Origin of the sequence: Nocardiopsis sp. EMB25, assembly GCF_026797795.1 — a bacterium.
Classification (GTDB): domain Bacteria; phylum Actinomycetota; class Actinomycetes; order Streptosporangiales; family Streptosporangiaceae; genus Nocardiopsis; species Nocardiopsis lucentensis.
Map to the genome: position 1 here is coordinate 4,972,308 of NZ_JAMTDN010000001.1, position 22,807 is coordinate 4,995,114.

General features: G+C 72.9%; 19 protein-coding genes and 1 pseudogene. 7 read left to right on the forward strand and 13 right to left on the reverse strand.

All coding sequences use genetic code 11. The features are described 5' to 3' along the window. Window positions 1-6: 6 nt before the first annotated feature. Window positions 7-1,011 (reverse strand): annotated as a pseudogene (locus KIK06_RS21930) (extracellular catalytic domain type 1 short-chain-length polyhydroxyalkanoate depolymerase); the annotation flags it as partial. Between the two features lie 229 nt (window positions 1,012-1,240). Here KIK06_RS21930 and KIK06_RS21935 point away from each other — a divergent pair. Together KIK06_RS21935 and KIK06_RS21940 are read left to right on the forward strand one after the other, a co-directional pair. After that, window positions 1,241-2,068 carry a 3-hydroxybutyrate dehydrogenase gene (locus KIK06_RS21935; RefSeq protein WP_017601592.1) on the forward strand — a complete coding sequence of 276 codons (828 nt, stop codon included), beginning with the start codon at window positions 1,241-1,243 and terminating at the stop codon, window positions 2,066-2,068. Next, window positions 2,053-4,122 (forward strand): helix-turn-helix domain-containing protein, encoded by a 2,070-nt coding sequence (locus tag KIK06_RS21940; RefSeq protein WP_268644909.1) that lies wholly within the window; start codon window positions 2,053-2,055, stop codon window positions 4,120-4,122. Before KIK06_RS21935 ends, KIK06_RS21940 begins: the two co-directional genes overlap by 16 nt. Here the strand turns inward: KIK06_RS21940 and KIK06_RS21945 are convergent. The 7 genes from KIK06_RS21945 to KIK06_RS21975 all read right to left on the reverse strand — a co-directional run bounded on the left by KIK06_RS21945 (window position 4,048) and on the right by KIK06_RS21975 (window position 11,625). Beyond that, entirely contained in the window at window positions 4,048-4,968 is a 921-nt protein-coding gene (locus KIK06_RS21945) for an alpha/beta fold hydrolase (protein WP_268644910.1), read from the reverse strand. The genes KIK06_RS21940 and KIK06_RS21945 overlap by 75 nt on opposite strands. After that, window positions 4,965-6,107, reverse strand: a complete 1,143-nt coding sequence (locus KIK06_RS21950) for a branched-chain amino acid ABC transporter permease (RefSeq protein WP_268644911.1) — start codon at window positions 6,105-6,107, stop codon at window positions 4,965-4,967. The genes KIK06_RS21945 and KIK06_RS21950 overlap by 4 nt, the downstream gene beginning before the upstream one ends. Further along, complete coding sequence (locus KIK06_RS21955; protein ID WP_268644912.1) at window positions 6,107-7,006, reverse strand: branched-chain amino acid ABC transporter permease; 900 nt, start codon at window positions 7,004-7,006, stop codon at window positions 6,107-6,109. Before KIK06_RS21955 ends, KIK06_RS21950 begins: the two co-directional genes overlap by 1 nt. Next, window positions 7,003-7,746 (reverse strand): ABC transporter ATP-binding protein, encoded by a 744-nt coding sequence (locus tag KIK06_RS21960; protein WP_017601597.1) that lies wholly within the window; start codon window positions 7,744-7,746, stop codon window positions 7,003-7,005. Before KIK06_RS21960 ends, KIK06_RS21955 begins: the two co-directional genes overlap by 4 nt. After that, window positions 7,743-8,585, reverse strand: coding sequence for an ABC transporter ATP-binding protein (locus KIK06_RS21965; protein WP_268644913.1), 843 nt, complete (start codon window positions 8,583-8,585; stop codon window positions 7,743-7,745). The genes KIK06_RS21960 and KIK06_RS21965 overlap by 4 nt, the downstream gene beginning before the upstream one ends. A gap of 239 nt (window positions 8,586-8,824) precedes the next feature. Continuing rightward, the gene (locus KIK06_RS21970; RefSeq protein WP_017601600.1) at window positions 8,825-9,997 is read right to left on the reverse strand and encodes a substrate-binding domain-containing protein; all 1,173 of its coding nucleotides are present in this window, start codon (window positions 9,995-9,997) and stop codon (window positions 8,825-8,827) included. A gap of 167 nt (window positions 9,998-10,164) precedes the next feature. Further along, window positions 10,165-11,625, reverse strand: a complete 1,461-nt coding sequence (locus KIK06_RS21975; RefSeq protein WP_268644914.1) for a PASTA domain-containing protein — start codon at window positions 11,623-11,625, stop codon at window positions 10,165-10,167. A gap of 117 nt (window positions 11,626-11,742) precedes the next feature. On the opposite strand from KIK06_RS21975, the gene KIK06_RS21980 reads away from it, so the two are divergent. The 3 genes from KIK06_RS21980 (at window position 11,743) to paaZ (ending at window position 15,547) form a co-directional block, all read left to right on the forward strand. After that, a complete protein-coding gene (locus KIK06_RS21980; protein ID WP_268644915.1) occupies window positions 11,743-12,708 on the forward strand; it encodes an ADP-ribosylglycohydrolase family protein in 966 nt (321 codons plus the stop codon). Window positions 12,709-12,771: 63 nt separating this feature from the next. Further along, window positions 12,772-13,293, forward strand: a complete 522-nt coding sequence (locus KIK06_RS21985) for a YbaK/EbsC family protein (RefSeq protein ID WP_017601602.1) — start codon at window positions 12,772-12,774, stop codon at window positions 13,291-13,293. A 220-nt stretch (window positions 13,294-13,513) separates the two neighbouring features. Further along, window positions 13,514-15,547 carry a phenylacetic acid degradation bifunctional protein PaaZ gene (paaZ, locus tag KIK06_RS21990; RefSeq protein ID WP_268644916.1) on the forward strand — a complete coding sequence of 678 codons (2,034 nt, stop codon included), beginning with the start codon at window positions 13,514-13,516 and terminating at the stop codon, window positions 15,545-15,547. Window positions 15,548-15,635: 88 nt separating this feature from the next. Here the strand turns inward: paaZ and KIK06_RS21995 are convergent, their stop codons facing one another. Next, window positions 15,636-16,052, reverse strand: coding sequence for a hypothetical protein (locus KIK06_RS21995; protein ID WP_268644917.1), 417 nt, complete (start codon window positions 16,050-16,052; stop codon window positions 15,636-15,638). Between the two features lie 91 nt (window positions 16,053-16,143). Here KIK06_RS21995 and KIK06_RS22000 point away from each other — a divergent pair, with 91 nt between their 5' ends. After that, the gene (locus KIK06_RS22000; RefSeq protein WP_268644918.1) at window positions 16,144-16,494 is read left to right on the forward strand and encodes a MerR family transcriptional regulator; all 351 of its coding nucleotides are present in this window, start codon (window positions 16,144-16,146) and stop codon (window positions 16,492-16,494) included. A gap of 160 nt (window positions 16,495-16,654) precedes the next feature. Here KIK06_RS22000 and KIK06_RS22005 read toward each other — a convergent pair whose 3' ends face one another. From KIK06_RS22005 to pdhA, 3 genes are read right to left on the reverse strand one after another with little or no spacing between them, the layout of a single operon-like run. Next, window positions 16,655-18,034, reverse strand: a complete 1,380-nt coding sequence (locus tag KIK06_RS22005; protein WP_268644919.1) for a dihydrolipoamide acetyltransferase family protein — start codon at window positions 18,032-18,034, stop codon at window positions 16,655-16,657. Continuing rightward, window positions 18,031-19,023 (reverse strand): alpha-ketoacid dehydrogenase subunit beta, encoded by a 993-nt coding sequence (locus KIK06_RS22010; RefSeq protein ID WP_017601612.1) that lies wholly within the window; start codon window positions 19,021-19,023, stop codon window positions 18,031-18,033. Before KIK06_RS22010 ends, KIK06_RS22005 begins: the two co-directional genes overlap by 4 nt. Window position 19,024: 1 nt before the next feature. Continuing rightward, window positions 19,025-20,110, reverse strand: a complete 1,086-nt coding sequence (pdhA, locus tag KIK06_RS22015) for a pyruvate dehydrogenase (acetyl-transferring) E1 component subunit alpha (RefSeq protein WP_017601613.1) — start codon at window positions 20,108-20,110, stop codon at window positions 19,025-19,027. A 288-nt stretch (window positions 20,111-20,398) separates the two neighbouring features. Here pdhA and KIK06_RS22020 point away from each other — a divergent pair, with 288 nt between their 5' ends. Then, complete coding sequence (locus KIK06_RS22020; RefSeq protein ID WP_017601614.1) at window positions 20,399-20,896, forward strand: phosphoribosyltransferase; 498 nt, start codon at window positions 20,399-20,401, stop codon at window positions 20,894-20,896. Window positions 20,897-20,971: 75 nt separating this feature from the next. Here KIK06_RS22020 and KIK06_RS22025 read toward each other — a convergent pair whose 3' ends face one another. Further along, window positions 20,972-22,630: a hypothetical protein gene (locus tag KIK06_RS22025; protein ID WP_268644920.1), complete on the reverse strand. Its 1,659-nt coding sequence runs from the start codon at window positions 22,628-22,630 to the stop codon at window positions 20,972-20,974. Window positions 22,631-22,807 lie beyond the last annotated feature (177 nt).

Sequence of the window (22,807 nt, forward strand, 5' to 3'; positions counted from 1 at the left end):
GGGTCAGCCGACCGGGTCGCCGATGCCCCAGAACGCGACCGTGTGACCGGTCGAGCAGACGGTGTCGAGGAAGTAGGCGCCCGCGCTCCCGCACCCGGTGGAGGGCTCGACGGGAACGCCGTGCCCCATACCCGACACCGTGTACCGGGCGACGGCCGCCGTCGTCGGTCCGCCTCCGTGGTAGGCCGCCGTGGTGGAACCGCCGATCGTCTCGGTGCTGTCGGGTTCACCGGACACGCCCGCGACGTTCGTCCACTGCGCGACGCTCGCGTCCGCGTTGGCGGGAACGACCGTGTAATCGGCGGTGCCGTGCCAGACGGCGACGCGCGGCCACGGTCCCGTCCAGTCGGGATACTTGGCGCGCACCTGGTCGCCCCACTGTCCGGGGGTCCGGGTCACACCCGGGTTCATGCAGGTGAACGCGTCGAGCATGCCGTCGGCGCACCCCACGGGCACACCGGCGACGACCGACCCCCCGGCGAAGACGTCGGGGTAGGCGGCGAGCAGCTCACCGGCCATCGCGCCGCCGGCGGAGAGACCGGACACGTACACCCGGTCGGCGTCGAGCCCGTACTCGGCCACGGCGTACCCGGCCATGGAGCGTACGGAGGCGGCCTCGCCGGACCCTCTGGCCACGTCGCCGGGAGAGAACCAGTTGAAGCAGCGGCTGAAGTTGTTCAGGTAGTTCTGCTGGGCGTAGACGAGGGCGAAGCCGGAAGCGTCGGCGTGCTCGGCCCAGCCGGAGTGGGCGTGGTAGGCGGCCGCGTCCTGGCCGCAGCCGTGCAGGAGGACGACCAGGGGTGCGTCGTCGGGGAGACCGTCGGGCACGTACGCGTACATGCCGAGGTTTCCGGGGTCGGCGCCGAAGGAGGGCACCGGGGTCAGTGTCGCGGCCTCGGCACGCGGTGCGGTGGCGAGGAGGACGGTCGCGGCGGCGGCGACCAGGGCCAGCAGCGCCGCGACGGACGTTCGGAGGGTCGGGGCCGTCCGAACGGCCCTGGGGGAGTTCATGGGAACCTCCGGGTTCGACGGTGGGGGTCGGGTTCGGCCGAACCGTCGCACGGAGCCTAACCCGGACTGTGACCCAGTCGACATGTCGATGAGACCCTGATCACAGAAGCTCGCGCCGTAGGAACTCCACAGTCCCCCTGAAGGCATGTCAATCCACCACACATCCTCGGTGGCGCGTGTGTACCCGAACTCCATCCCGTGTTCGGCCCGCCCGACCTACGTTGCTGGCATGACGATGCACGAGTCCCCGTCGGGCACGGTCGAGCAGGCGCCCGGCACCCCCGCCCCGACCACCGCCGCCCACACCGCCCGGGTCGACCTGACCGGCAGGACCGCGCTGGTGACCGGTGCCGCCAGCGGCATCGGCCGCGCCTGCGCGCTGCGGCTCTCCGCCTCGGGTGCCGCCGTCCGGATGGCGGACCTGGACGGTCGGGCCCTCGCGGAGCTGGCCGACCAGGGCGTCGGCGAACCCGTCGAGATCGACCTCACCGACCTGGACGCCGCCGAGGAGGCCGGGCGCGGCGCCGACATCGTCGTGAACAACGCGGGGGTCCAGACGGTCGCCCCCGTCCAGGACTTCCCACCGGAGCGTTTCTCGTTCATCCTTCGACTCATGGTCGAGTCGCCGTTCCGCGTCGTGCGCGGCGCCCTCCCGCACATGTACGAGCGGGGCTGGGGCCGCGTCGTGAACATCTCCTCGGTGCACGGGCTGCGCGCCTCGGCCTACAAGTCGGCCTACGTGACCGCCAAGCACGGGTTGGAGGGGTTCTCCAAGGTGGTGGCCCTGGAGGGCGCTGAGCACGGCGTGACCTCCAACTGTGTGAACCCCGGCTACGTGCGCACCCCCCTGGTGGAGCGGCAGATCGCCGAACAGGCGGCGGCGCACGGTATCCCGGAGGAGCGGGTGGCCGCGGAGGTCCTGTTGGCCCGGAGTCCGGTGAAGCGGCTGATCGAACCGGCCGAGGTCGCCGAACTCGTCGTCTACCTGTGCGGTGACGACGCGTCGTTCGTCAACGGCGCGTCGCTGGCCGTCGACGGAGCATGGAGCGCGAGCTGAACACCATCCCCACGTCCGAGGACGGCGCGTCCCCGGACGACCTCCCGGACGAGCACCCCGACCACGCGTCCGCCGACGGCCCGGCGGGCCCGGTGGACCAGGCGCCCTTCCTGGACCTCCTCCTGCGGGACGCGCCGACCGTCGAGTACGAGCGGCCGGTGCTGCGCGCCCGCGCGGAGGGCGCCGACCCGGCCGTCGTGGCCGCCCTGGAGAGCGCGAAGCTGACGGCGCTGCGCGTCCGTTCGGTCATGCGCGACCGGCAGCGCCGCGAGTCCGAGCTGAGCGCCCTGTTCGAGACGGCCAACGACCTGGCGGGGATGCGCAGCCTGGACCAGGTCCTCCAGGCGATCGTGGAGCGGGCCCGGCACCTGCTCGGCACGGATGTCGCGTACCTGACCCTGAGCGACCCGGAGGCCGGCGGCACGTACATGCGGGTGACGTCGGGGTCGGTGTCGGCGTCCTTCCAGCAGCTGCGGCTCGGCGCGGGCAAGGGTCTGGGCGGCCTGGTGGCCAAGACCGCGCTGCCCTACGTCACGGCGAACTACTTCACCGACCCGCGGTTCACCCACGCGGAGAACATCGACCACGCGGTGCGCGAGGAGGGCCTGGTGGCCATTCTGGGCGTACCGCTGAAGATGAACGGCCGCGACGTGGGGGTGCTGTTCGCGGCCAACCGGCGTGAACGGCCGTTCGCGCACTCGGAGGTGGCGCTGCTGGCATCGCTGGCCACGCACGCGGCGATCGCGATCGACAGCGCCAACCTCATCGACGACACCCGCCGCGCCCTGGACGAGCTGCACACGGTGAACGAGCGGCTCCAGCGGCACACCGCGTCCGTGGAGCGGTCGGCGGCGGCGCACGACCGGCTGACCGACCTCGTGCTGCGCGGCGGCGGGGTGCGCGAGGTGGCGGCGGCGATCGCGGAGGTGCTGGGGGGTTCGGTGCTCATCCACGACACGACCTCGGACGCGTCGGTGACCGCCACCCCCGAGGGCGTGGTCGGCGAGGCCGAACCGGGTGGTGACCCGTCACACGACGCCGACCTCGCCGAGGCGGTGCTCTCGTCGCTGGCCAGCGGGCGCGCCGTGCTCGCGGGCGAACCGGGTGAGGCCGGCGAGCCGGACGGCCGGACGTGGGTGGCCGCGGCGGCGGCCGGGAGCGAACCGCTGGGCACGCTCGTGCTGCACGGTGTCGTCCTGGACGACACCGACCAGCGAATCCTGGAGCGCGCGGCGATGGTGACCGCCCTGCTCCTGCTCATCCGCCGGTCGGTGAGCGAGACCGAGCACCGGGTCCGCGGCGACCTGCTCAACGAACTGCTGGAGGTCCGCGCGCGCGAACCGGGGTCGCTGCGCCAGCGCGCCGCGCTGCTCCGCGCCGACCTGGACGCGCCGCACGTGCTGGTGGTGGCGGAGGCGCCCGGCGCCGATCCGGGCCGGGTGCGGTCGGCGGCGACCCACGTCGCGGAGACCACCGGAGGGCTGACCGGTCAGAGGTCCGGTCGGATGGTGCTGGCGCTGCCCGGGACCGACCCCGCCGAGGCGGGCCGCCGGGTGGTCGCGGAGCTGTCGGCGGCGGCGAACGGCCCGGTGACGGCGGGACTGGCCGGGCCGACGGAGGGGCCGGAGACGTTCCGGGACGCGTTCACCGAGGCGACGCGCTGTCTGCAGACCCTGCGGGCACTGGGCCGCGAGGGGGACGCGGCCACCGCCGACGACCTGGGCTTCTCCGGTCTGCTGCTGAGCCAGGACCGGGACGTGCCGGGGTTCGTCACGGCGGCCCTCGGCCCTCTGCTCGAGTACGACGCCAGGCGAGGAACGCTGCTCGTGGAGACGCTGCGCGCCTACTTCGCGGCCGGGGGCAACCTGTCCCGCGCCAAGGACGACCTGCACATCCACGTCAACACCGTGGCGCAGCGCCTGGAGCGGGTCGGTCAGCTGATCGGGGCGGACTGGCAGCGCCCCGACCGCGCGCTCGAACTACAGCTCGCCCTGCACCTGCACGGTCTGCTCGACCAGGGAGTGGATCTCCTGGGCGAGCAGAACGGCGGTTGAGGAGAACATCGGGCTGTAGTGGTTGTCGTCGGGCAGCTCCAGGAGGGCGAGGTCGTCGGGGAGCCCGGCCAGACGTTCGGGCGTGTACAGGCCGGGACTCTCGTCGAGCAGACCGCGCGCCGCCCAGGCCAGGCGGGCGGGGCGGGACAGACGGTGGACCGCGCCCAGCGTCTCGGGGTCAGTGAGGACCTGGGAGCCGTCGACCCGGGCGGCCTCCTCCGAGCAGGCCGAGCGCAGCTCGGGCGGGGTACCGGTGAGGTCGCGCGTGACGTAGTGGTCCACCCAGGTGTTCCACCGTCCGGCCATGGCGGGGTGTCCCCGCCAGAAGTCCCGGTAGGCGTCGGCGCTGGTGAACGACATGCGGAGCCGGGTCATGGCGGGGCCGAGCACGTCCTCGATGTCGACCCCGGGCGGCACGGGGAGCCCGTGGCCGCCGTCGATGAGGAGCAGGCCGGTGACCCGGTCGGGGTGGCGGACGGCGGCCAAGCACGCCACGAAGGCGCCCATGGAGTGGCCGACGAGGACGGTGCGGTCCACACCGTGGGCGTCGAGGACCGCGATGACGTCGTCGACGTGGGCGCCCAGCCCGAAGGGCCCGGGCAGGTGACCGCTGCGACCGCGACCGCGCAGGTCGGGAGCGATCAAGGGCGGTCCGCCCAGCCGCTCCAGCTCGACGGCCAGGCGGGCCAGGGCGTACCCGTTGGCGGTGATGCCGTGGATGCCCAGGACCGGGGTCCCGGGTCCCGTGCCCCAGCGGGTGACGGCGAGGTCGCCGCCTGGCACGGGGACGGTGGACGCGTTCCCGTCGGTCCAGGTGGCTTCCGGGCCGCGTTCCGTCTCGGTCATGCTGCCTCCTTCGTGTGCGCGGGGCCCCGGCGGTCCCGCAGTGCCGACGTGATCCTTCCCGGGAGCGCGACGACGCCACCGGGGAAGAAGAAGACCATCAGGACGAACAGGGCGCCGAGGACGAACAGGGGCTGCGCGAGCGGGGCGGCGATCCACGCGGGGAGGGCGGCGAAGGCGTCGGATCCGCCGAGCTGGAGGAGCCGGTGGTCGGCGTAGGTGTACAGGGCCGCCCCCACCAGCGGCCCCCAGCGTGTGCCCGCGCCGCCCAGGGCCACCATCACCAGCAGGGTGAGGGTGAACTCGGCGGTGGTGACGACGGGGGTGACACCCCCGGCGACCAGCAGGTAGACGACGCCGCCCAGGGAGGCCAGCCCTCCGCTGACGGTGAACGCCGCCAGTTTGTAGGGGTAGGGGTTGACGCCCAGCACCGCGACGCGCTGCTCGTTGGCCCGGATCCCCCGCCAGACCCGGCCGACCGGGGAGGCGTCCAGCCACCACACCACCGCGAGGCTGACCGCGACGTAGGCGACGGCGACCCAGTACAGGTTGACCGTGTCGACCACGCCCACGAGCGCGTCGGGAACGTGGTCGGTGTCGAGGGAGAGGCCCTCCTCACCGCCGGTGACCCGTCCGGGGTCGCGGGCGACGAGGATCGATCCGGCCTGGGCGAAGGCGAGCGTCACCATGGCCAGGGCGATCCCGTTGACCCGCAGCGAGACCGCGCCGAGGGCGAGGGACATCAGGGTGCCGCCGAGCACCGAGAGGAGGGCCGCCCACACGAGGGGCAGATCCAGCACGGACATGAGCAGCGCGGCGGCGTAGGCGCCGCAGGCGAAGTAGAGGGCGTGCCCGAAGGAGAGCAGCCCCACGCGTCCGTAGAGCAGGTCGTAGCTGGTGGCCAGGCCGCCGAAGACCAGGCAGGTGGCGAGCAGGTGCAGGGCCGGGGGACCGTTCAGCGCGCCCTCGAACAGCCCGGGCAGGCTCAGCGTCGAGAACGGCAGTGTCAGCGCCACCGCGAGCACGGCGGCCGGGACCGCCCAGCCCGGCACGCGCCGACGCGCGCGGGCGGCGGAGTTCTGGGAGCCGGGTTCGGCGGGACCGGGCTTCGGGGCCTTCGCCGTCACGTCGGTCTCGGTCATCACGCCACCCTCTCCGCGGACTTCCTGGCGGCCAGTCCGCCCTGCCGGGTGAGCAGCACCAGGGCGAGGAGGACGACCACGGCGATGTCGCCCAGACCGGCGACGGTGTAGTAGTTGGCGAACTGTTGGACGAGGCCGACGGCCAGTGAGGCCACCGCGCACCCGGTGAGCGAGGTGGTCCCGCCGATCACGACGACGATGAACGCGAAGATCAGCAGGGACAGACCCTGGGTCGGGGTGACCACGCCGAAGTAGAGGCCGCCGAGCGCCCCCGCCAGCGCGGCGGCGGCGCCGCCGATCGCGAACACCAGGGTGAACGCCTTGCGGACGTCGATGCCCAGGGCGGTGACCATCGCCCGGTCCTGGACGCCCGCGCGGACGATGAGGCCGTAGCGGGTGCGGGCGTTGAACAGCCAGAGCGCGGTGAACACGGCGACGGCGGCGAGGATCAGCAGGAAGCGGTCCCGGGGGACGTTCACACCGAGCACGCCGACGGTGCCGGACACCAGGTCGGGGCGCGGGAAGGGGAGCGGGTCGGCGCCCCAGACGGCTTGGAGCAGCGCGGGCACGGCCAGGCTGAGGCCGACCGTGGCGAGGATCTGCTCGCGGTGCCGCCCGTACAGCGGGCGGATGACGCAGAGTTCGACGAGGGTGGCGGCGAGCGTGCCCGCGGCGACCCCGAAGGCCACGGCGAGCAGGAAGCCGAACCCGTCCGGCCCCGCGCCCGGCAGGTACTCGCTCGCCCACCAGGTGCCGTAGGCGCCGATGGCGAGGAACGCGCCGTGCGCGAAGTTGAGCACGTCCATCAGGCCGAAGATCAGCGACAGGCCCGAGGCGATGAGGAAGTACAGGGCGCCCAGGCCCAGGCCCGTGAGGGTGAGGAGGACGATGGTGCTCACGTGTGCCTCCCTGTGGTGTTCCCGGCCGGGGCGGAGCGCCCCACACCGAGCAGTGAGCGGACGCGGTCGGGGTCGTCGAGGAGGTCGGTGGCCGGTCCGGTGTGGATGACGCGGCCCGCGTCCAGGACGACCGCCCGATCGGCGACGCGGCGGACGAGCGGCAGGTTCTGCTCGACGAGCAGGACCGGCACCCGTTCGGCCGCGCGGGCGACCGCGTCGGCGACCTCCGCGACGATCCTGGGCGCGAGGCCCTTGGTGGGCTCGTCCACGACGAGCAGGGCGTTGTCGTTGAGCAGGGCGCGGCCGATGGCGAGCATCTGCTGCTGGCCTCCGGACAGGGTGCCCGCCGGTTGGGCGGCGCGCTCGCGCAGTTCGGGGAAGAGTTCGTGGACGAGGCCGTAGCGGGGCCGTCCGGTCCGGCGCTCGGCCAGTCGCAGGTTCTCCGCGACGGTGAGCGCGGAGAAGACGCCGCGGTCCTCGGGGACGTAGCCGATCCCGCGCGCGACGATCGCGTGCGTGGGCAGCGCGGTGGTGTCGGCGCCGTCGAACCGTACCCGGCCGGTGCGCGGCACCAGGCCGAGCAGGGCCTTGACCGTCGTGGTCTTGCCGACGCCGTTGCGGCCGAGGAGGGCGGTGACGCCCCGGCGCGGCATCGTGAAGGACACCCCCTGGAGGATGTGCGATCCCTCGATCCACACGTGCAGGTCGGCCGCCTCCAGGAGCGGCTCGGCGCCGGTCACGCCGCGTCCCCGAGGTAGGCGGCCTGGACGCGGGGGTCGGACATGGCCGAGTCGGGGTCGGTGTGGGCGAGCAGGGCGCCGTGGTGCAGGACGGCCAGTCGGTCGGCCATGTCGAGAAGGACCTCCATGTGGTGTTCGACCATGAGGACCGAGCGGCCCCGTTCGCGGTGCACGTCACGGATGACGGCGGTGAGCTCGCCGACCTCGCCGGCGCTGACCCCGGCCATGGGCTCGTCCAGGAGGATGAGCCGGGGGCCGCGCGCGAGCAGGAGGGCGAGTTCGAGCTTGCGTTTGTCCCCGTGGGAGAGCTCTCCGGCCAGGGCGTCCACGCGGTGGGAGAGGCGGACCAGGTCCAGGACGTCGACGGTCTCGGGGCCGCCGTCGGGGGCGGCCCGCCGCCAGAAGCGGTGGGAGCCCCCGTCGCGGGCCTGGACGGCGAGGCCGACGTTGGCCCCGACGGTGAGGTCGGCGAAGACGCTGGAGGTCTGGAAGGTGCGGCCCATGCCCAGGCGGGCGCGACGGTGCGGTGCGTGTCGGGTCACGTCGGCGCCGGAGAGGCGGATGGTGCCGCCAGTGGGTTTGGTGAGCCCGGAGACCAGGTTGAACAGTGAGGTCTTCCCGGCGCCGTTGGGGCCGATCAGCGCGACGAACTCGCCCTCGCGGACGTCCATGGTGACGTGGTCGACGATGACGGCGCCGCCGACCGACCAGCTGACGTCCTCCAGGGCGAGGACGGGGGAGGGGACGGCGGGTGCGTCCGGCGCCGTCCCCGGCTCGGTGGGGTGGTCGGTCCCGGCGGTCGCGCCGGGGCCTGTGGGTTCAGCGGGTTCGGCAGTCATGGGTGAGGCACCGTTTCTCGGAGCGGTTGTCCGGGGGGTTCGCCGTTCGGGCGCCGCCGGGGTTCTTCACGTGGGTACGGCGCCGCAGGCGTCCGTCGAGGGTGGTGGTGGGCGACGGGCGGGCGAGTCGAGCCGCGTGGCGAGGAACGAGCGACAGGCGAGGACGAGGATGAAGAATCCCTGCCTTCGGGGTGCCCGAACACGGTCCGAAGCGAAGCGGAGGACCCAAAAAACACCGCCTAGCCCGCCATCCCGGGCTCGACATCGGCGGCGGGGATCTCCGCGATGAGCTCGGGCCGCGCGTCCTCGCCCTCGCCGACCATCCGAACCTGGTACATGGGCTGGATGAGGGCGTGGTCGTCGGCACGCACGTGGAGCTCGCCCTTGACGCCGTCGAAGGTCCACCCCTCCAGGGCGTCGATCCGCTCCTGGGTGTCAGTGCCGGAGGAGGCGGCGTGCACGACCATCTGCGCGGCGGTGAAGCCGTCCGGGGTGAAGAGGTCGACCTCGCCGCCCGCCGCCTCGACGGTGCCGTGCATGATCTCGGCGACCTCGGTCTCCGCGGCCCCGTCGAAGTAGTGGGCGAGGAAGGAGATGCGGTCGCCCGCCTCGCCGAAGACGGGGTAGGACGGCTTGATGTCGAGTCCGGTGACGACCTCGGTGGAGTCGAGGACGCCCTGCTGGTCGAGGGCCTGCCACATGGCGGAGGCGGTCTCGCCCGCCCAGGCGACGAAGACCAGGTCCGGTTCGGCCTGGTTGACCTGCTCTGCGAAGGGGGTCAGATCGGTGCTGTCCGGCGGCGCGAGGACGCTGTCGACGGTGGCGCCCTCGGCTTCCAGGACCTCGGTGACGGTGGAGACGTTGGCCTGACCGAAGGCGTTCTGCTGGGCCAGCACGACCACGTTCGCACCGTCGGGGTCGTCGATGAAGGTGCTCGCGGTGAGGATGTCCTGGTAGGTCTGGCGGCCGGAGCGGAAAGTGTGGTCGTTGATTCCGGTGATGGCGTCGGTCGCGGCCGGCCCGGAGACGAAGAGCACGTCGTTCTGTTCGGCGAGCGGGGCGATCTGGACGGCGATACCGGAGGAGACGGACCCGGCGATGATGTCGTGCCCGGTGCCGATGAGCTCCCGCGCGGCGGAGACACCCGTGGCGGGGTCTCCGGCGTCGTCCATGAACTCGACCTCGACGGTGCGCCCGCCGATCTCCATGGTGCCGTTGGTGGCGTGGTCGATCCCGGCCTCGAAGCCCTGGCGGTACTGCTCCCCGTAACTGGCGAGGGGGCCGGTGGACGAGTAGACGATCCCGACGCGGAGGGGACCGTCCTCCCCGCCTCCGGCGGTCTCGCCCGGGGTGCCGCAGGCGGTCGCGGCCAGGAGCACGGCGGTCGCGGCGATCACGGGGGTCTTGCGCATGGAACTCCTCCAGTCGGCACCCGCCTGCCCGACGTACCCGCCCGACCTGGGGGGATGGGGTGCCAACCCGAAGGTAGAGCCACGGTGATCCGATTCACATGTGGCGATGGGACACATTCGGCCGGGAACCGGTGTCGTGGGACGCCAGGGGGAGACCGGCGCTGGCGCTAGGAGTTGCCGTTCCCGTTGCCGTTCCCGTTGCCGCGCCCGGGGTTGTCCCTGCCGGGGCCGGGGCCGCCCCCGGAACCGTCACCCGAGTCGGTGTCGGGGACGGACTCGGAGTCGGCCGTGTCGTCCTCCTCGGACCCGGTGCCTGAGGACTCCTCCTCGGCGGGGCCGGTGGACACGGTGAGCGTCACGACGCCGTCCTCGGGGGCGGGTTCCCCGGTCGAGGTGTCCTGCTCGACGACCGTTCCGGCGGGCTCCGTGTCGCTGGGCTCCTCGACGATCCGTGCCTCCAGTCCGAGCTCCTCCAGTGCGGCGACCGCCTCAGCCCGGTCCATGCCGATCAGGTAGGGGACGACCGCGGGTGCGTCGGCCGACGGGGACGGGGACGGCTCCGGGTCCTCCTCCGACGTGGACTGGGCGGGGGAGGGCGGCGCGGAGGCCCCCGTTCCCGGCTCGTCGTCGGTATCCGGCACAAGTGCCCAGACCACAGCCGCGGCCAGGAGCGTCACGAGTGCCCCCGCGGCGATCAGGACCGGGAGGCGGCGCCACGGCGGCACGCCCTCCTCCGCCGGCCCGGTTCCCGGGTCCGCCGGGACGTGACCCGGGACGTGATCCGGGGCGGGCGCGGGGGCGGCGAAGGGGACGGTCTCCGGGTCCTCCTCGCGCACGGCGGGCGCCGCGGTCTCCGGAACGGCGGCCGGGGCGGCTCCGGGCGTGGCGCCCAGCACCTGCTCGACCAGGGCGAGGAACTGGCCCGCGTCCCTGGGGCGGTAGCGGGGGTTGGGATCGGTGGCGCCCGCGACCAGCATGTCCAGGTCGGGCGGCGCACCGGGGACGACCGAGGACGGACGCAGCGGACGATCGTCCTGTGCCGTGCTCACGTTGGTCATCAGGGCGTACAGCAGGACCCCGGCGGCGTACACGTCCGACCGGGTGTCGGCGACGGCCTTGCCCGGGACCCCCGGCAACCCCGGGAGGCACGTGACACGAACGTCGCCGGCGTCGTCCAGGATCACCCGGTCCGTGTTCAGGGAGCCGTGGACGAGGCCCGCCCCGTGGAGCGCGCGGAGCGCGGAGAGCGCGTCCGCGACGACGGACAGCGCGTTTTGGGGGTCGTATCCGGCGCGGGGCCCGTATCCGGCGAGCACCTCGGCGACGGACACCCCCTCGACGCGCTCGGTGACGGCGTAGACGTGTTCTCCGTCGCGCCCCTGGCCGAGGACCCTGGCCAGGCCGGGGTGGGACACCGCGGCGAGCGCTTCGGCCCTGGCCAGGAACGCCTGCTCGGCGGCCGGGTCGGCGGCGAGTCGCGGGTGCAGGAGGCTGACGGTCACGGCCCGGTCCTCGGCCAGATCCCGCGCCTCGTGGGTGCTTCCCGCCGCGTCGGCGTCCAGGATCGGACCGAGTGCGAAACGTTCGTGCAGCACGGTGCCGGTGAGGAAGTCGGGGGATGGGGTCACGAGGGGATTCTATGCGGACGAAGATCCATCAAGCATGTTTCACCAGGCCGAATGTGGACACAGCCAACGCACTAGGCTCAGGATCGAACACCCCCTGTCACCCCCTGCGAGGCCACCGTGTCCCTTCCCCTCCCCGGAACCGCCGACGACCGTGCCGTCGGTGTCCTGCTGGGCGCCGCCTGTGGTGACGCCCTGGGCGTTCCCTACGAGTTCGGGCCGCCGCTGCCCGCCGACCGCGTCCCGGAGATGGTCGGCGGCGGGCTCGGCCCCTACGCACCGGGTGAGTACTCCGACGACACCCAGATGGCGGTCTGCGTCGCGGAGAGCCTGCGCGACCACGACGACCCCCTCGCTCCGGAGGCGCTGGCCGCGACCGCGCGGGCGTTCCTGAGGTGGCGGGCCGAGGGCGCCACCGACATCGGCAACCAGACCGCTCGGGTCCTGGGCGGGGCCGAACACGCCTGGCGGTCCGACGACGTCGCCCGGGTGATGACGGAGGGCGCGGCGGAGCTGTACGCGTCGGGCGTCCGCAGCGCCGGGAACGGCTCCCTCATGCGCACGGGCCCGCTCGCCCTGGCCTACCTCGACGATCCCTGGGGCCTGGCCGCGGCGGCGCGCCGGTACAGCGACCTCACCCACGGCGACCCACTGGCGGGGGAGGCCTGCGTCCTGTGGTGCGAGGGGGTGCGCCACGCGGTGGTCGACGGCGATCTGGCGGGCGTCCGTGCGGGCCTGAACCTGCTTCCGGAGGACCGGCGCGACGCGTGGTCGGGGTGGTTGGGCGAGGCCGAGGAGCGGCCGCCGCACGCGTTCGGCGACAACGGGTTCGTCGTCCGCGCCCTCCAGGCCGCGTGGTCGGCGATCACCCACGAACCGGACGGGTTCACGGGCGCTCTGCGAGCGGCGGTCCGGGCCGGGAACGACACCGACACCGTGGCGGCGATCGCCGGTGCGCTGCTCGGCGCCCGGTGGGGCGCCGGGGAGATCCCCGGGGAATACGTGTCCGCCGTGCACGGGTGGCCTGGATACCGGGCCGAGGGGTTGGCCGGACTGGCGTTGGCGGTCACCCGTCGGCACGGCTGATCCTCGCGGACCGGGATGCGAAATCATGGCTGCGAACCCGACACACACCCCCGAGGAGTGACCATGCTCGGCCGCATCGACTGGACGACGCCCGACGACCACCCGGACCTGCTGGCCGCACCGGTGCGTGCGGTGACGAAGGGTCTGGCGGAGGAGGTCCGGGTGGCCGCCATCGACCCCGACCTGGCGGACACCGCGGCGTTCTGTGAGCGTTACGGGGTGCCGCTGGAGGCGAGCGCCAACTGCGTCGTGCTGGCGGCCAAGCGCGGCGGTGAGGTGACGTACGCGGCGTGCGTGGTGCTCGCGACCCAGCGCGCCGACGTCAACGGAGCGATCCGCCGCCACCTGGGCGCCCGCAAGATCTCCTTCGCCCCGATGGACGAGGCCACCGGGCTGACCGGCATGGAGTACGGCGGCATCACTCCGTTCGGCCTGCCGGACGGGTGGCCGCTGCTCGTGGACGAGGCCGTCGCCGACACACCGCACGTGGTGGTGGGGAGTGGGCTTCGCCGGTCCAAACTGCTGGTGCCGGGAGCGCTGCTGGGAGAGCTGCCGGGCGTGCGTGTCATGCCGCTGACCAGGTGACCTCCTCTCACCCGAACCCGGAACCCGGATCGGGAAGTCGATATGTCGACAAAATGACACATCGTTTGGGCGCTTCGCTCCCGGTTTGATGACACGGGCGAGATGTCCGAAACCCTGGAGCGAACCGGGTTCGGACATCATCCGACCAGGGACTATTTACTGAACGATCGGTCTGTAATACTGTGCCGAGAGACGCACAGCCCGAGGAGAGGACCGTCAGGTGTCCCACACACTGGAGAGCTACGCACTGGGATCGTGGTTCACCCCCGAGGACGAGGGCGCGCCGCTGGCCGACGCGAACACAGGGGAGACCGTCGCCCGGATCTCGGCCAACGGACCCGACGTCGCCGCGATGATCGACTACGCGCGCCGCGTGGGCGGGCCCGCCCTGCGCGCGCTCACGTTCCACCAGCGCGCGCTCATCCTCAAGGAACTCGCCACCTACCTCACCGGGCACAAGGACGAGTTCTACGCCCTGTCCCACCGCACCGGGGCCACGAGGCGCGACACGATGGTCGACGTCGACGGCGGTTTCGGCACGCTCTTCAGCTTCTCCAGCAAGGGGCGGCGCGAGCTGCCCAACTCGACGGTCGTCCTCGACGGGCCCCTGGAGCCGCTGGGCCGGAAGGGCACCTTCGTCGGTCAGCACGTCTACACCTCCCGCCCGGGCGTGGCCGTGCAGATCAACGCCTTCAACTTCCCCGTCTGGGGCATGTTGGAGAAGCTCGCGCCGGCCTTCCTCGCCGGAATGCCCAGCATCGTCAAACCGGCGGGCCAGACGTCCTACCTGACCGAGGCGGTCGTACGGCGCATGGTCGAGTCCGGGCTTCTGCCGGAGGGTTCCCTCCAGCTCCTCGTGGGCACGCACCGGGGGCTGCTCGACAACCTCGGCCCGCAGGACATCGTCGGCTTCACCGGTTCCGCCGCGACCGGCGCCCTGCTGCGCGAACATCCGAACGTCGTGCGCGGCGGAGTCCAGCTCAACGTCGAGGCCGACTCGCTGAACTGCTCGATCCTCGGCCCGGACGTCCGCGTGGAGGACCCCGAGTTCGACCTGTTCGTCAAGCAGGTCGTCACGGAGATGACGGTCAAGGCGGGGCAGAAGTGCACCGCCATCCGCCGGGTGATCGTCCCCGAACCGATGGCCGACGCCGTCACCGAGGCCATCTCCGACCGCCTGTCCGCGGTGGTGGTCGGCGCCGCTGACCGCGAGGACGTGCGCATGGGTCCGCTGGCCACGCTCGACCAGCGCGCCGAGGTGCGCAAGGCGGTCAAGGCACTCCTCGCCTCCGCCGACGTCGTCCACGGCGACCCGGACGAGGTGGAGGTCGTGGGCGCGGACGCCGAGGCGGGCGCGTTCATGTCGCCGATCCTGCTGCGTGCCCGGCCCGACGCCGGCGAGCCGCACGAGGTGGAGGCGTTCGGCCCCGTCAGCACCGTGATCACCTACGACGGGGTGGCCCAGGCGGTGGAGCTGGCCGCGCGCGGCACCGGAAGCCTGGTCGGTTCGGTCGTCACACACGACCCCGACGTGGCGCGGGAGATCGTGCTCGGGCTGGCCCCGTGGCACGGGCGGATCCTCGTCCTCGACCGCGACGACGCCAAGGAGTCCACCGGGCACGGCTCTCCGCTGCCGATGCTGGTGCACGGCGGCCCGGGCCGCGCGGGCGGCGGCGAGGAGATGGGCGGTGTGCGCGGCGTCAAGCACCACATGCAGCGCACGGCGATCCAGGCCTCGCCGGACATGGCGACCGCGATCACCGGGCACTGGACCACCGGCTCCAGGCGCGACGTGGGCGAGGTGCACCCGTTCCGCAAGAACCTCGCGCAGCTGCGGATCGGTGACACGATCTCCTCCGCCGAGCGGACGGTCACGCGGGAGGACATCGACCACTTCGCGGAGTTCACCGGGGACACCTTCTACGCGCACACCGACGAGGAGGCGGCCGCGGCCAACCCGCTGTTCGGCGGGATCGTGGCCCACGGGTACCTGGTGGTCTCACTGGCGGCGGGGCTGTTCGTCGACCCGGCCCCGGGCCCGGTGCTGGCCAACTTCGGCGTGGACAACCTGCGCTTCCTCACCCCGGTCAAGGAGGGGGAGACCATCCGCGTCCAGTTGACCGCCAAGCAGATCACCCCGCGCGCGAACGCCGACTACGGCGAGGTCCGCTGGGACGCGCTGGTCACCAACGAGCGTGACGAGCCGGTCGCCACCTACGACGTGCTCACCCTGGTCGCCAAGGGCGACGAGTAGACGTGTAGCCGGATCGGCATGTCGACAAAGCGCCCCGTCCCCGTGGAGACACGGGGACGGGGCGCGTCGCCGTTCGGGCGGGGCGAGGTCAGCTCCCCGCTCCGGCCCGCCGGGCGGGGAACCCGTGGACACGGGCGGCCAGCACCACGACCAGCACCGGAGCCAGGAGCACCGGCAGGCTCCACGGCAGGGCCAGCGGTCCGAGACGGGCGAGCAGCACGCCACCCACCACTCCGCCGCCCGCCATCACCACGTTCCACAGGGTGACGAGCACGGACTGCGCGGTGTCGGCGACCTCGCCGCCCGCGTCGGTCACCGCGGTCTGGAGGAGGGTGGGGACACCGCCCCAGCCCAGCCCCCACAGCACCACCGCGGCGTACACCGGTACGGCTCCACCGGACAGGACCGCGAGAACGGCCGCCACCCCGGCGACGAACCGGGCCGCCATGGTGAGGAGGCAGTCGGTGGAGGCCTCCGTGACGGTGTTGGCGAGCGCGAACGCCACGACGGCCGTCAGCAGCAGCCGTTTGCGCGGCCATCGCGCCGTGGCCGCGGTCAGCGGGATCGCCGTGAGCGCCGTGCCGAGCGCGTAGATCGTGACGGACTGCCCCCGGCGGCTGCTCAGGTACTACGAGGAACAGGACCTGATCCGGCCCCGGCGCCTGCCCAACGGCTACCGCGACTACGACCCCCGCCTCGTGGACCGGGTCCTCCAGATCAGGGGGCTCCCCGACGCCGGGCTCCCCACCCGGTTGATCCGGCAGATCCTCCCGTGCCTGGACCGGCCCAGGTCCATCCACTTCCCCGACGCCACCCCGGAGATGATCGCGCCGCTCGAACACGAGCGCGACCGTATGGACCAGCGCATCGCGTGCCTGTCCAGGAACAGGGACGCGATCTCCGAGTACCTGGAGGTCGTGCGCGACGGCGACCCGCCGCGGGGGTGAGGGGGCCGCCGCGGCGGTCGGGGCCGCGTGGACGACCCCCGGCCTCGGTGTCGACACGACGACAGAGCGCCTCGGCGACACGTGGACTCGGCGACGTGCGGACATACGAACGGCGCCCCGGGGTGCCGACTCCCCGGGACGCCGTTCGGGTCGGGTGACGTCACAGGGCGGCGATGGCCTTCGCGGGGTTCTCCATGGCGTCGGCGACCACGCGCATGAAGCCCGCCGCCGTGCCGCCGTCGCAGACGCGGTGGTCGAAGGCGAAGGACAGCTGCGTGATCTTGCGGGCGGTCAGCTCGCCGTCCACGATCCACGGGCGGTCCATGATCCGGCCCAGACCGAGGATGGCGACCTGCGGGTGGTTGATGATCGCGGCACTGCCGTCCACCCGCAGCGAACCGTAGTTGTTCAGGGTGAACGTGCCGCCGGTCATCTCCGCCGGGGTGGCCTTCCCCTCACGGGCGGCGGCGGTGAGACGCCGGATCTCCGCGTCGAGCTCGGTCGTGGTCATCCGGTGCGCGCCCAGGACGGCGGGAGCGACCAGGCCCCGGTCGGTCTGGACGGCCAGGCCCAGGTTCACGCCGTCGTACTGGACCAGTTCGCCGCGTTCGGTGTCGACCAGGCCGTTGAGCTCCGGGTGGGCGCGCAGCCCCGCGAGGACGAAGCGCGCCACGTAGGAGAGCAGGCCGGGCCCCTCGGGGTCGGACTGACGCAGACGGACCAGTTCGGTGGCGTCCACGTCCACCCAGACGGTGGCCTCGGGGATCTCCCGGCGGCTGCGGGACAGGGACTCGGCGACGGCCTTGCGGAACCCCGTCATCGGGACGCGCCGCGACTCGGCCAGCCCGGTGCGCGGATCGGTGCCGCCCGAATCGACCGGAACGGGCGCGGTGGCCGGGGTCGGCTCAGCCGGGACCTTCGCGGCCTCGATCGCGGCGCGCACGTCGGCCCGGGTGATCAGCCCGCCGGGGCCGCTGCCGGTGACCGAGGAGATCGCCAACCCGGCCTCGCGGGCCATCTGGCGGACCAGCGGTGAGGTCACCAGCGGCGGACGGGTGGTGGCCGCCGGGGCGGGTTCGGGAGCCGTGGCCCGGGACGGCGCCGCCGGAACGGCCGGCCGGTCGCGCGGCCTGCGGCGGCGCCCGCTCGCCTGGTGTTCGGGGGTGCCGTAGCCGATGAGCACGTTGCCCGAACCGGTTCCGGCGCGCTCCTCCTCCCGGTAGCGCTCACCCTCGGGGGAGGCCACGGCCGCCCCCTCCGGGGCGGCCCCCGGCTCCGGCGCGACGGCCTCGGCCGCCACCCCGTCGTCCACGCTGATCAGCGGCGTGCCCACGGCGAGGACGGCACCCTCCTCGCCGTGCAGCTCACTGACCGTTCCGGCGAACGGCGACGGGACCTCCACGATCGACTTCGCGGTCTCCACCTCGGCCACGGGCGCGTCCACGGCCACGGTGTCGCCGACGGCGACCAGCCAGCGCACCACCTCGGCCTCGGTGAGGCCCTCGCCGAGGTCGGGAAGGTCGAAGGTCCGGATACTCACTGGTCCTCCCACTGGAGGTCGTCGACGGCGTCCAGGATGCGGTCCACGCTGGGCAGCTGGAAGCGCTCCAGCTTCGGCGGCGGGTAGGGGATGTCGAAACCGGTGACGCGGCGGACCGGCGCGGCCAGCGAGTGGAAGCAGCGCTCGGTCACCCGGGCGGTGATCTCGGAGGCGACGCTGGCGTATCCGCTCGCCTCGGCGACCACGACCGCCCTGCCGGTGGAGCGCACCGCCTCGCACACGGTCGCGTCGTCGAACGGGACGAGCGAGCGCACGTCGACCACCTGGAGGCTGCGGCCCTCCTGCGCGGCGGCCTCCGCCGCCTCCAGCGCGGTGGGCACCGAGGGGCCGTAGGCGATGAGGGTGGCGTCGGTGCCGGGACGGCGGACGACGGCGGTGCCGATACCCGGTTCGGGCGCGGTGAGGTCGACCTCCTCCTTCCCCCAGTACAGCTTCTTCGGTTCGAGGAAGACCACCGGGTCCGGGGAGGCGATGGCCTCGCGGAGGAGGAAGTAGGCGTCGGCGACGGTGGACGGGGCGACCACGGTCAGGCCGGGCGTGTGCGCGTAGTAGGCCTCGGAGGAGTCGCAGTGGTGCTCGACGCCGCCGATCCCACCCGCGTAGGGGACCCGGATGACCATCGGCAGCCCGACCCGCCCCCGGGTGCGGTTGCGGGTCTTGGCGACGTGGCTGGCGATCTGTTCGAAGGCCGGGTAGGCGAAGGCGTCGAACTGCATCTCGACCACAGGGCGCATCCCGTTCATCGCCATGCCCACGGCCATGCCCACGATGCCGGACTCGGCGAGCGGGGTGTCGAAGCAGCGGTGTTCGCCGAACTCGGCGGTCAGACCGTCGGTGATCCGGAAGACGCCGCCGAGCGGACCGACGTCCTCACCGAAGACGTACACGGTCTCGTCCTCGGCCATGGCGTCGCGCAGCGCCTGGTTGAGCGCCTGGGCCATGGTGAGCTTGGTGGGGTCCGTCGCCATGTCAGTGGCCCTCTCTGCTCAGTTCGTCGGCCAGGAAGGCGGCCTGCTCGGCCAGCTGGGGGGTGGGGGAGGAGAACACGTGGGCGAACAGCTCGGAGGGCTCGGGGTCGGTGTCCTCGGCCAAGCCCTCGCGCATGGCCGCGGCCACGGCCTCGGCGCGCTCGGTGATCTCCGCCCGGCGGGCCTTGGTGAGCGCGCGCTTGCGCTTCAGGAAGGCCTCCATACGCAGCAGGGGGTCGCGGGCCACCCACGGATCGACCTCCTCGTCGCTGCGGTAGCGGGAGGCGTCGTCGGCGTTGGTGTGCGCCTGCATCCGGTAGGTGTGCGCCTCGACCAGCTGGGGCCCGTCCCCGGAACGGGCGGAGGCGACCGCGCGGTCGAGGACGGAGAGCACCGCCGCGGCGTCGTTGCCGTCCACACGGTGGCCCGGCACCCCGTAGCCGACGCCCTTGTGCGCGAGGGAGGGGGCGGCGGTCTGCCGGGCCAGGGGCACGGAGATCGCGTACTCGTTGTTCTGCACGAAGAAGACGACGGGGGCCCGGAAGACCGCGGCGAAGTTGAGCGCCTCGTGGAAGTCGCCCTCGCTGGTGGCGCCGTCGCCGCACAGGGCCATGACGACGGTGTCCTCACCGCGCAGGCGGGCCGCGTGGGCGACGCCGACGGCGTGCAGGAGCTGGGTGGCCAGCGGAGTGGCCTGGGGGGCGACCCGGTGGGCGTAGGGGTCGTAACCCGCGTGCCAGTCACCCTTGAGGAGGGTGAGCACCTCGACCGGGTCCACGCCGCGCGCGATGACCGCCGCCGTGTCTCGGTAGGTGGGGAAGAGCCAGTCGCCGTCGGCCAGGGCGAGGGCCGCACCGGTCTGGCAGGCCTCCTGCCCGTGCGAGGAGGGGTAGACGGCCAGACGCCCCTGACGGACGAGGGCCCCGGCCTGGTCGTTGACGCGGCGGCCGATCACCAGGGAGGCGTACGCGTCGAGGAGGCGGTCCGTGTCGGGGAACGGCAGGGCCGCGCCGGGCACGCGCCGCCCGGTCTCGTCGAGCAGCCGCAGTGGCCGCTCGGAGGGAAGAAGGTCCTGGCCACCAGCCATGCTCCAACCTCCAGGCTCGGGGTGAGGTGTACAGAAACATGGTGGTCTTTGTGGCCATATGTTCGCTAGTTCGCCGAAAAACTCAAGAAGATGTCGCATACTTGGCGACATCTGTACACATTTCGTCCAGACATGTGACCTGGAGCACCGATCCTGGCAGACGAGTGGCCAGGGTCACGTTCTGTGAGAGGAGGTGACCCGTGCGGCGTAGGGTGGATCGGTGCCGTGGCGGCCCCACCTGCGCGGACCCCGGCACCATCCACACGACCGGGACGCAGGGGGAGATCCGTGAGCGACGAGCGCGAGAACCTGACCTACGAACTCTTCGGCACCGCGATGCGCGAGCTGGCGCGCACCATCGCCGACGACGGATTCGAGCCGGACATCATCCTGTCCATCGCGCGCGGAGGGCTGTTCGTCGCGGGCGGTCTCGGGTACGCGCTCGACGTCAAGAATCTCCACGTGATGAACGTCGAGTTCTACACGGGTGTGGGCACGACGCTCGACATGCCCGTCATGCTGCCGCCGGTGCCCAACGTCGTGGACCTGAGCAGCAAGAAGGTACTGGTCGCCGATGACGTCGCCGACACCGGCAAGACGCTCAAGCTCGTGCACGACTTCTGCGCCGAGCACGTCGCCGACGTACGCAGCGCGGTGATCTACGAAAAGCCCCAGTCCCTGGTCAAGTGCGAGTACGTATGGAAGTACACCGACCAGTGGATCAACTTCCCCTGGTCCGTGCGGCCCCCGGTCGTCACCCGTGAGGGCCAGGTCCGCGACGCCTGAGCACCCGGTCCGGCCGCACGAGCGCGCGGATCAGACGATCCGCTGACCCCCAACCGGTCGACGAGCGCGTCCGGATCAGCCGAGCGGGCCGCGGAGTCCGCTGTCCCGGGCGGCCCTCAGGCGTTCGCCCAACCAGGGCGGCGTGTGCACCGGATCCCGGGGGAAGTACCGCGCGTCCAGCGCGTAGCTGAGGGCCGATGGCGGAAGGGTGAAGTCCGGTTCGCCCTCGCGGTCGTAGGTGATCCGCCAGCCCGAGGAACGCTCCAGTACGAGTTCCACCCGGAACCAGGTGCCCCGCCCTGGCGCGTAGGAGGCCGAACGCAGAGCGGCCATCACCGGGCGGACCCCGGGCGGCGGACCGGTCCGGCGGTCCCCCTCCGGCCCGGTGACCGTCAGTGTCCCGCCCGCGTAGCCGACCAGGGCCCGGTAGGTGAGTGTGAGACGTGACCACTCCCCGGCCACGGCCCCACTCAGGAGGGAGGCGACGTCGTCGATGAGCGCCGCGCGTCCACCCGGCCCCAGCTGGAGGGGCGGGACACTGGGCCGCCCCTGCGGTCCGGGCCACGGGGGCGACAGGAGCGCTTGGTCGTCCAGCAGGTCCGCCCAGGCGGGACGCCAGTCGTGCGAACGCGCCGCCATCTCCGCGCGCAGACCGGCCAGGTCCGCCACCATGCCCGTGGGGTGGCCCGCGCCCCAGGAGGGCCAGTGGTCGTGGGCGCGCTCCAGATGCGCCCCGTCGCGGGTGACGGCCGCCCGGAGGAACAGCCACCGGCCGTGTTCCGGATCGGCCTCGTCCTCCCGAAGCCGCAGCATCAGCTCCGGGACCCCGGAGGACGCGGGCGGCTCTCCGCCGCCCTCCCGCACCAGAGTCCAGGGGCGGAGGGCGCCGAACACGAGCACACACGCGTCGTCCCCGTCCAGCACACGGCCGCGGATCCAGTCGACGAGGGCGGTGGCCGCGGGGGCGGGGGCGGGGGCGGGCCGGGGCCGTTCCGCTCCGGAGCGCATGGCGTCGCCGACGAGCAGCCCCCACTCGTCCGCCCCGACCGACGGAAGCCCGCCCGAAGCGGGACCGCCCCGCCCGGCGGCGACTTCGGGGACATCACCTCCGGTCAGTCCCAGGAACCGGGCGGTGTCCAGGGCACGCTCGGGGTCAGCGCCGTTCACCGCCGCGAGCACGGCGGCCACGGTCGCGGCGTCCACGATCCGGTCCTCAGCCCTTCGCACGAGGTCGCGGACCACGCCACGGCCCGTGCGCCCGTTGGAGAGGCCGGCCACCAGGGCGGCGATCCCGTCGACGGCGGCCTCGTGGTCGGCGAACCGGCCGACGGCGCCCGCCAGGCCGTCGTCGTCCCAGTCGTCGGGGTAGGCCACCCGCGACCATTCCCCGTCCCACCAGTAGACGAAGTCCGCTCCGGACCGGCGCGCACGGCCCAGCCAGTCCCACGGAAGCCAGTCGGGGGCGCCCCCGAGCGGGTCCACGGGGCGCCGATGCCCGCTCGCGGGAGAACTCGCGTGGTCGTTGCCGAGCAGCATGGCCCGCCCGCCCTCGACGAGGACCAGACGGAATCCGTCTCCCCGACCGCCGACCACCAGGGCGCCGTCCGCCGCCGTGCACTCCCCCTGCCCGCCGGTACAGCCCACGCACACCACCGCGAGTGCCCCGCCCCTGGCCCAGAGGTCGGCCGGCGGCGGCAGGTCGGACGGTAGTCCGGGCCGGTGGAACCGCATCATCGGTCCTCTCCGCGCGGGAGCGCTGTGAACTCCGGTTTCACGTGAAACATCACGTGCCCGACGCCTGTTCCTGCGCCCCGGGTGGACATGGCGAGGACACGACATGACGGCGGAACGACATGGCGACCAGTCGACATGACGACGGGGCGGTGGCCGTCCTCCGGCCAGCGCCCCGTA

What these genes read in the sequence shown, in the direction of transcription:
- KIK06_RS21985 (WP_017601602.1), top strand. Translation starts at nt 12,772, where the DNA reads ATGCTCGGCCGCATCGACTGGACGACGCCCGACGACCACCCGGACCTG.
- pdhA (WP_017601613.1), bottom strand. Translation starts at nt 20,110, where the DNA reads ATGGCTGGTGGCCAGGACCTTCTTCCCTCCGAGCGGCCACTGCGGCTG.
- KIK06_RS21950 (WP_268644911.1), bottom strand. Translation starts at nt 6,107, where the DNA reads ATGACCGAGACCGACGTGACGGCGAAGGCCCCGAAGCCCGGTCCCGCC.
- KIK06_RS21935 (WP_017601592.1), top strand. Translation starts at nt 1,241, where the DNA reads ATGACGATGCACGAGTCCCCGTCGGGCACGGTCGAGCAGGCGCCCGGC.
- KIK06_RS21940 (WP_268644909.1), top strand. Translation starts at nt 2,053, where the DNA reads ATGGAGCGCGAGCTGAACACCATCCCCACGTCCGAGGACGGCGCGTCC.
- KIK06_RS21970 (WP_017601600.1), bottom strand. Translation starts at nt 9,997, where the DNA reads ATGCGCAAGACCCCCGTGATCGCCGCGACCGCCGTGCTCCTGGCCGCG.
- KIK06_RS22010 (WP_017601612.1), bottom strand. Translation starts at nt 19,023, where the DNA reads ATGGCGACGGACCCCACCAAGCTCACCATGGCCCAGGCGCTCAACCAG.
- KIK06_RS22025 (WP_268644920.1), bottom strand. Translation starts at nt 22,630, where the DNA reads ATGATGCGGTTCCACCGGCCCGGACTACCGTCCGACCTGCCGCCGCCG.
- KIK06_RS21945 (WP_268644910.1), bottom strand. Translation starts at nt 4,968, where the DNA reads ATGACCGAGACGGAACGCGGCCCGGAAGCCACCTGGACCGACGGGAAC.
- KIK06_RS21965 (WP_268644913.1), bottom strand. Translation starts at nt 8,585, where the DNA reads ATGACTGCCGAACCCGCTGAACCCACAGGCCCCGGCGCGACCGCCGGG.